At 60.9% G+C, this 6,536-nt stretch carries 10 protein-coding genes; 1 reads left to right on the plus strand and 9 read right to left on the minus strand.

What is annotated here, in order from left to right:
• The first annotated feature begins 11 nt into the window (after positions 1-11).
• On the plus strand, positions 12-314 hold the full coding sequence (locus AC1DHX_RS19925; protein ID WP_476858068.1) for a DUF4193 domain-containing protein: 303 nt from the start codon (positions 12-14) through the stop codon (positions 312-314).
• A gap of 162 nt (positions 315-476) precedes the next feature.
• Here the strand turns inward: AC1DHX_RS19925 and AC1DHX_RS19930 are convergent, their stop codons facing one another.
• From AC1DHX_RS19930 to AC1DHX_RS19970, 9 genes are all read right to left on the minus strand, one after another.
• Positions 477-803 (minus strand): hypothetical protein, encoded by a 327-nt coding sequence (locus tag AC1DHX_RS19930; protein WP_230008574.1) that lies wholly within the window; start codon positions 801-803, stop codon positions 477-479.
• Positions 804-1,073: 270 nt separating this feature from the next.
• The gene (locus tag AC1DHX_RS19935; RefSeq protein ID WP_230008575.1) at positions 1,074-1,226 is read right to left on the minus strand and encodes a hypothetical protein; all 153 of its coding nucleotides are present in this window, start codon (positions 1,224-1,226) and stop codon (positions 1,074-1,076) included.
• A gap of 199 nt (positions 1,227-1,425) precedes the next feature.
• Entirely contained in the window at positions 1,426-1,572 is a 147-nt protein-coding gene (locus tag AC1DHX_RS19940; protein ID WP_476863759.1) for a hypothetical protein, read from the minus strand.
• Positions 1,573-2,444: 872 nt separating this feature from the next.
• Entirely contained in the window at positions 2,445-2,738 is a 294-nt protein-coding gene (locus tag AC1DHX_RS19945) for an aminotransferase class I/II-fold pyridoxal phosphate-dependent enzyme (RefSeq protein ID WP_308288903.1), read from the minus strand.
• A gap of 18 nt (positions 2,739-2,756) precedes the next feature.
• Positions 2,757-3,530: an SDR family NAD(P)-dependent oxidoreductase gene (locus AC1DHX_RS19950; protein WP_476900407.1), complete on the minus strand. Its 774-nt coding sequence runs from the start codon at positions 3,528-3,530 to the stop codon at positions 2,757-2,759.
• A 194-nt stretch (positions 3,531-3,724) separates the two neighbouring features.
• On the minus strand, positions 3,725-3,868 hold the full coding sequence (locus AC1DHX_RS19955; protein WP_230008577.1) for a hypothetical protein: 144 nt from the start codon (positions 3,866-3,868) through the stop codon (positions 3,725-3,727).
• 408 nt (positions 3,869-4,276) lie between these two features.
• A complete protein-coding gene (locus tag AC1DHX_RS19960) occupies positions 4,277-5,488 on the minus strand; it encodes a serine hydrolase domain-containing protein (protein WP_476860266.1) in 1,212 nt (403 codons plus the stop codon).
• A 2-nt stretch (positions 5,489-5,490) separates the two neighbouring features.
• Positions 5,491-6,315 carry an ABC transporter ATP-binding protein gene (locus tag AC1DHX_RS19965; protein WP_476858043.1) on the minus strand — a complete coding sequence of 275 codons (825 nt, stop codon included), beginning with the start codon at positions 6,313-6,315 and terminating at the stop codon, positions 5,491-5,493.
• Positions 6,312-6,536, minus strand: a 225-nt coding sequence (locus tag AC1DHX_RS19970) for an oligopeptide/dipeptide ABC transporter ATP-binding protein (RefSeq protein WP_476900408.1), incomplete at its 5' end; no start/stop codon positions are given. The genes AC1DHX_RS19970 and AC1DHX_RS19965, both read right to left, overlap by 4 nt.

The raw sequence follows: 6,536 nt of genomic DNA on the forward strand, positions 1-6,536 counted from the left end.
GAAACACCTCAGTGGCTACTGATTACGACGAAGTACGTTCCGACGTCAAGGAATCCCAGGACAGGTCCCTGGAAGCGCTGCAGTCCGCCAGCGCACCAGATGCCCGCAGCGTCATCCGCGAACTGGACGAGACCGACGCACTGGATGAGGCCATGACCCCCGGCGGGGAGTTCGTTGCCGAGGAACTCATCGTCCAGGTCATTCCCCAGGCCAAGGACGAGTTCACCTGCTACTCCTGCTTCCTGGTCCGACACCGGTCCCAGCTCGCGCGAGAACGGGACGGCCACCCGTACTGCATCGAGTGCGCGGGATAAGACATGCCGCAAGCTATCCGGTCGCGCAAAGGAGCGATGCTTCAAGTTCAACGCGCTCTCTCGCACCCATGCTCCGCGCGCCCTGCGCTGACATCAGATTCAGGCACGCAGGCCAGGCTGTGAGCCAAGGGCACGGCCAGCCCCAGTAGCCAGTGCTGCAGGTCAGGCTGCCAGGACTGGCGACAGGGCCGCGGACACCGCGGTGTTCTGCGTCAGGAGGCTGATCTGGTAGTCGTGCTGGCGAGGGTCGACGTGCACCGGCAGGTGATGCGACTTTGCGCACGCACGAAGCTCTCCCATGGCGTCGGAGTCAGTCTGTGCGCGCGTCACATCGAGTTCCAGCGACAGTCCTGAGGCGAGCGAGCTGGCGCGCTGGACCACGCCGTAGAGGCCATTGAGGTTCTGAACCGTCACGTGGCCCTGGACCTTGACGTGGGCCTTGGCGCCATCGAGGTCCACACGGACCAGCACCCGCAGCTTCTCGTTCACACACTTCTCCGCTCTAAAACGGGCCACCGCGCTGTGGCCCTCGACAACGATAGACGCAATGTGACCTGGATAACAACAGATCAACCTGAACAGGGCGCAACCGTGCGGAGGGACGACCGCGGCGCGCACGGCCATTAAGGACTCCGGGGCAGTGCACGGGCGCTTCCGTCCAAGTTCCGGGCGGCGAGGACAGCTTGAGGTGCGGCCTGAGGTGCCCAAGCAGGTCCGGCCAATGGCTCGGGCGAGGAACAGCCACAACTGCGCGGGTCATCACCCAGCCTCTTCGCCGCGGACGAGCCTGCCTTTGATCTTGCGGATCAGGCCGAGCTGCTGGGCGCCTTCACGCAGCAGGAGCCCGGGCACGGTCTGGTCCTCGCGGTTGCCTTTGACGATCCAGTCCCGGACCCGGTCGAGTTCGGTCATTGCCTCATGGACCTCGGCCGGCGGCCCCCATCCTCGCAGCGGTGAGGGCTAGGCCTCGGGGCCGATGCGGCGGGCGAGCCAGCGGTAAGGGGCAGTCATCGCCTCGGCGACGTCCCTGTCCACTAGTGCGGCCCGTCAAGGCCTGCCCCGGCCAGGTAGGAGCGGAACTCGCGGCGAATGCCCGGAGGCAGCCGATGCATCAGTTCTTGGAGCACTGCTGGCTGCCGGGATCCGGTCCGTTGACAGCAACGGACGGGAAGAGCAGTGCCAATTCGTGGTTGATGGCAGCGATATCCAGCTGCGCCGGCGCTGCGTTTCCGCCTCCTTCTGTCAGATTGAGATCCAAGACCGGTAACCGGTGGGGTGCAGAAAACGCCCGCTGGACCCTAATCTGACAATATTTGGTTGGCCGCCTGACGTCAGTCTGGGGTGTAGCTAACCCTGACAGGGCGTGCTGCATATGTGCGGCATGAGTAATCGGTGATATCGGACTCCTAAAAGGCCTGGTCCTCGGTGGGCGAAGGGAATCAATCGTGGTGAGCAGCCTTCTCACGCTTAGATCATGGAAATGCAGCGGCGGTTTTACTGTGGTCGTTTCCGGAGGAGAAGCACCGCCAGGTCGCGGACTACGGCGTCGATGGAAGCCCTACGGCTTGCGTGCTTCGCGCCGGCGGGCTTTTCGTGGCGTGCTGGTACCGGTGTTTGTTCGCCGGTTGGCTGAGAAATCCGGCCTACATCGGTATGGATGGGGTAGTAAAAGATGAGGTCGGTGCTCCGTCGACGGATGGGGATCTCGGGTGGCAGCGTGGGCTCCAAATGTTCTGGGCCGTCGTGGCAGTGTTGGACCGCACACGGGTACATCACGCCCAAGAGGGCCACGCTGTATTCCTGGGCACGATAGTGCTGCGCCGCCCAGTGGGTCGTGGAGAAATAGCTTGCGCCACTGCGCAATGCTCCCTTCCTGGCAAGGGCCCTCATTGTGTTCCTTTCTGACATCACGATTGTTCAGCTGTCCCTGACCGTGGGTTGACGTGGTTATTGGAGCGAACAGGCTTGGGGAAATCTCTTCGGCTGCCTTGGAGTTCCAATGCCGGCGGGCTCGTCCTCATTTTTCACCAGTTTGGCCCCGTCACCTCGCAGCTCCGGCGTCCGTGCCCACGACGGCGCTGCTGGCGGCATGGTTCCTCATACGGTCCGCCAGCACGTTGCTCTGGAACGTCAGAGTTCTTTGAGAACCGTTGCCAGGCGCGCGTGCCCTACCTCAATCCTTTCTGGGGTTTGCGATGCGCAGCAAAGTCGAAGTGCATTGCCGAAACTTCCGGAAACCGAGAAGGCGCGACCCGGGATGAAGGCTACGCCTTGGGCAACTGCAACCTCGAACAGTTTTGAAGTGTCAATCGCGTTGTTGAAGGTGACCCATAGGAAGAAGCCGCCCTCTGGATTGGTCCACGTGGCTAGTGCCGTCGGCCCAGGGAATGTTAATGGCGGAGACTGAAGGCGTTGACATGTCATCCTCTTTTCTTGTGGCGGCTATTGAGCTGTGTATCCGCCGTCTATGGGCAACGAGGTGCCGGTGATGTAAGAGGCTTCATCCGAGGCCAGATATGCCACGGCTCCGGCCACGTCGCTTGGAAGTGCAAGCCGTTTAAGGGGGATTTGGTCAACAACCCTTGCTTCGGCCGCCGCTGGATCTGCATGCGTTTCCAGCCACTCGTCGTATAGCGGTGTCTTTGTCATGCCTGGGGCAACGGCGTTTACTCGGATGTTGTAGGGGGCTAGGTCCACGGCTGCAGCCTTCGTCAGCGCCAGCATTGCTCCCTTGCTGGCGCTGTAAATCCCCATGGTGGGCACTCCGATTGAGGCCAAACGTGAAGTGATGTTGATGACCGATCCGCCAGTGTCCTGCATGGTTCGGGCGRCCGCTTGCAGAAGGCGGATGGCAGCGAAAGTGTTGACTTCGAAGACTTCTCGGATCTCCTTGTCGGGAACTAACAGAAGGTCTCCCGTATGATCGACCGCGGCGTTGTTGACCAGCACGTCGAGTCGACCAAAGCGTGAAACTGCTGCGGAGGTAAGGGCATTGCCTGATTCTTCGTCTTTGATGTCCGTGGAATAGAAGTGCAGATGGGAACCGAGTGCCGCTTCAAGTCGTCGCCCTCGCTCGATTGACCGCCCGGTTGCCAGCACCTGGGCTCCTTCGGCTACCAGTCTGCGGGCGATTGTTTCCCCGATACCGGAAGTAGCGCCTGTGACCAACGCGACTTTGCCCGCCAGGCGGGCGTTGGAAGTTGATTGCGATAGCACTTTGAATCCTCTCGTAGGCACATTTCGTGCGTGCCAGATGTCTTCGCCTCCGCTTTCCAAGCATTCCCTATCGTTTGGTGCTCTTCCGGGGTACAGGTTTTGATTCCTTAGATGCGATGGCCGCAGTTGACTGCTACGAGTACGCGCGCACTGTCGACTGTGTTTGGAGTGGGCAGGCTGGTCCCTGCTCACCGTCAGGAAGAGGCCGTGTTTGTACCGCTGCGGGTAATTTCCAGTGCCTGGGCGGCCAGTGTCAGGTGTTCGGGAGGAATGGCCGCCACCAGGCCGCCGAAGTTGTCTGCGTTGCGCCCGTCCTCGAGGACAAAGACGCGTACCACTTTGGGTTCGTCTACCTGCTGCCCAGGTTTCGCTGGAACCCGAGGCCACGTCCGGTGAGAATGACCACTCCTTTGTTACACGGTGCCGATAAGGGCCCATGTGTCGGGGAAAGGGGGAGGACCGCTAGGAGTGTCAGGTGGCGTCTGAGCCGTTGTAGTTCGTTGTCAGGAGAAGGAATCGAACCCTGAAGTACAGGGGCAGGCAACGAACAGAGTGGGAAACCGGGATTTGCAGCAGTCGGTTTGGCTCTGTGATGGGCAGCGGAAGGCCGGCAATTGGGTGCACGGCCGCCGGGCGGCGGTCTGCTTCGGCGGTCTGCTTCGGATTACCCGTGGAGGCGATTTTTATCCTTTGACCTTTATTTAGTGGGGATTGCTGAGGACCTGCGCTCCGAGGGGTCGCCTCAATCAGCTCGTGTATTCCAGGATGCTGATCAATTGCCTGAAGCCCGCGGCGTGTGCCCGGCTGAGTTCGAGTGCAACCGGCTGCGGGCAAGAGGAAAACTTCGCTATTACCGTGTCGCTGACGGGGTCAATCCAAATGAATTGGCCGTGGATGCCTGCAGCGTAGACCGTGCCTCGGCTATCTCCGGGGACCCACCACTGGTTCCGGTAGGAGCCGTTGGGGTGGACTTTCTGGTAGCCGGTTCCTCTGGCCAGTTGCGGGTCTCCGCCGCGCATCGTGTCGTTGATCCACCATGATGGGACGACCGTTTGCCCGTTGGCTTTCCCCTCGTCCAGCATGAGCTGTCCGATCTTGGCCAAGTCTCGTGCGGTACAGGCGATTCCTCCGTTCGCAAATGCGAAACCACCGGAATCAGTGGTGATGAGTGCATCATCGAGTGTCCCAAGCTGGGACCACAGTTCGTCGGAGACGACTTCGGCGTATCGCTTGCCGGTGACGTTCTCGATGATCCATGCCAGCACGTCTGTACCGGCTGAGCAGTACTGAAATGATCGGCCGTGTTCTCCGACAGCTTGGAGGAGCGTGAGGAATTCGTAAGTGTCCTCTGGGTCTGTTTCGAGCTTGGGGCGCCAGCCGGCGATCCTATCCTGCTGCTGGACTTCAGCGGCCGCGTCCAGGTAGTTCTCGCTGTACCGGACTGCGGCGGTCATGTCGAGTACTTGGCGGACCGTCGCGTTCCCGTAGGCGCTTCCCTTCAGCGGCGGGACGTAGTGGTGGACAGGCTGTTGCGTGTCTATGAGTCCCCGGCCCACCAAAATACCCATGGTAAGCGCGCAGACGGATTTGGAAACAGACATCAGGACGTGCCGGTCGTGCGGCTGGAAAGAGCCAAAATAGCGTTCCAGGACCAGTTTCCCGTGTTGAAGTACGACGATGGCATCTGTGTGCGTGGATTCCAGGAACTCCTCAACGCTGTGCCACCTCTCCGCGTGTTCCGGTGTGGCTGACTCACTTCCAGTAGAGGGCTCGGATGCTCTGCCTCGACGGATCGTTGCGGTAGTGATGAGTTCGCTGATGTGAGCGAAGCCCCAGCGATTGAATGGGCTTTCCTGCCAGTTGTCCAGGGTGACGTGCTCATTGAAGTCCTGGCCGGCATAGCGGTCGATCTTGCCGGGGCTGGTCAGAAGGGAACCATTTGCTGTTGTCTCTAGCATGTCTAGTCGCTGCCTTGCGTGGTGAGGGTGGGGAGGGCGTGGGAGTCTGCCAATTCGGGCCGGCCGCGCCCTGGGGCTGCCTCGAGGAGTCTGCGGGTGTAGTCGTGCTGTGGATCTGTGAAGATCCGTTCGGCTGGTCCGCTTTCTACGATCTTTCCGGTCTTCATGACAGCCACCTCATCGCTGAGATAGCGGACGACGTCCAGGTCGTGGGAGATGAGCAGATATGTGAGCCCTTTTTGTTGCTGCAGGTCCTGGAGCAGGTTCAGAATCTGGGCTTGGACGGAAACATCAAGGGCGCTGGTGGGTTCGTCCAGGATCAGGAGACGGGGAGAGGTGGCCAGGGCGCGTGCGATGCCGACGCGTTGGCACTGTCCTCCGGAGAGCTGGTGCGGGAGCCGATGGGCGTGCCCGGCTCCCAGCCCGACCTCGTCCAGCAGATTGTTTATTCTTGCTTGGAGGGCCTGCCCTGTCAGGGCAGTGTGGGTCCGGAGGGGCTCTGCCACTGAAGCGCCGATAGTCATTCGTGGATTCAATGATGCCACTGGATTCTGAAGTACTATTCCCATCCGGGAACGGATGGTCCGCAGTGCCTTGGGTCCGAGTTTGCCGAGGTCATGTCCTTCAAAGACAGCTCGCCCGGATGTTGGGCGCATCAGCTGCATGGCGCAGCGGGCGAGGGTACTTTTGCCGGAGCCGGACTCTCCGACAAGGCCGTAGACCGTACCTTCCTTGATGCTGAGGGAGACGTCGTCGACTGCGGTGAAGACTCGTCTGTGGTGCGGGAACGTTTTGACGATGTTTTCGAGCGTGAGAACGTTGGTCATAGTTCGCCTTCCTGGAGGCAGGCGACTGCCTGGTGTGGCCCGGTCTCGGTGAGCAGCGGGTCGGTGAGCGAGCAGTCGGTGACTGCATGTGAGCAACGGTTTCTGAAGGCGCACCCGGTGAGGGATAGGAGGTTTCCCGGCACTGTTCCAGAAATAGCGTTCAGTCGCTGGCCGTGGGTTCGCCCTGCTGGGAGGGCGCCCAAGAGGCCGCGGGTATATGG

Source organism: Arthrobacter sp. 05N33_2 (genome assembly GCF_056397425.1).